The 410-nt window shown below is 58.3% G+C and carries 1 protein-coding gene; it reads right to left on the bottom strand.

Going from position 1 to position 410, the window contains the following annotated elements; translation table 11 throughout:
• On the bottom strand, window positions 1-410 hold a 410-nt coding region (locus A3754_RS05880; RefSeq protein ID WP_197468494.1), incomplete at both ends, for an acyl-CoA dehydrogenase family protein.

A 410-nucleotide genomic window follows, 5' to 3' on the forward strand; every position in this document is an offset into this window, starting at 1 on the left:
CTTGGCAAGGCCGGGCAACCAGCGGTCTTTCTGTTCCTGGGTGCCGTATTCCGCCAACAGTTCACCCGGGCCGAGAGAGTTGGGCACCATGGCGGTGACGGCGGCGGTGAGTGAGCGGGTGGCAATCTTGCTCATGATGCGGCTTTGCGCATAGGGCGAGAAGGCCTTGCCGCCGTATTCGGTGGGAATGATCAGGCTGAAAAAGCCCTTGTGCTTGAGGAAATCCCAGACCTCTTCGGGCAGGTCTCGCAGTTCGTGGAAGATCTGCCACTCATCAAGCATGTCGCACAATTGCACCACTTCGTTGTCGATGAAGGACTGCTCGTCATCGGTGAGCGTGGTGAACTGAATGTGAGCGAATTTCTCCCAATCCGGTCGACCGGAGAACAGGTCGGCTTCGAACCAGGTGG

This window comes from Alcanivorax sp. HI0083, from assembly GCF_001635175.1.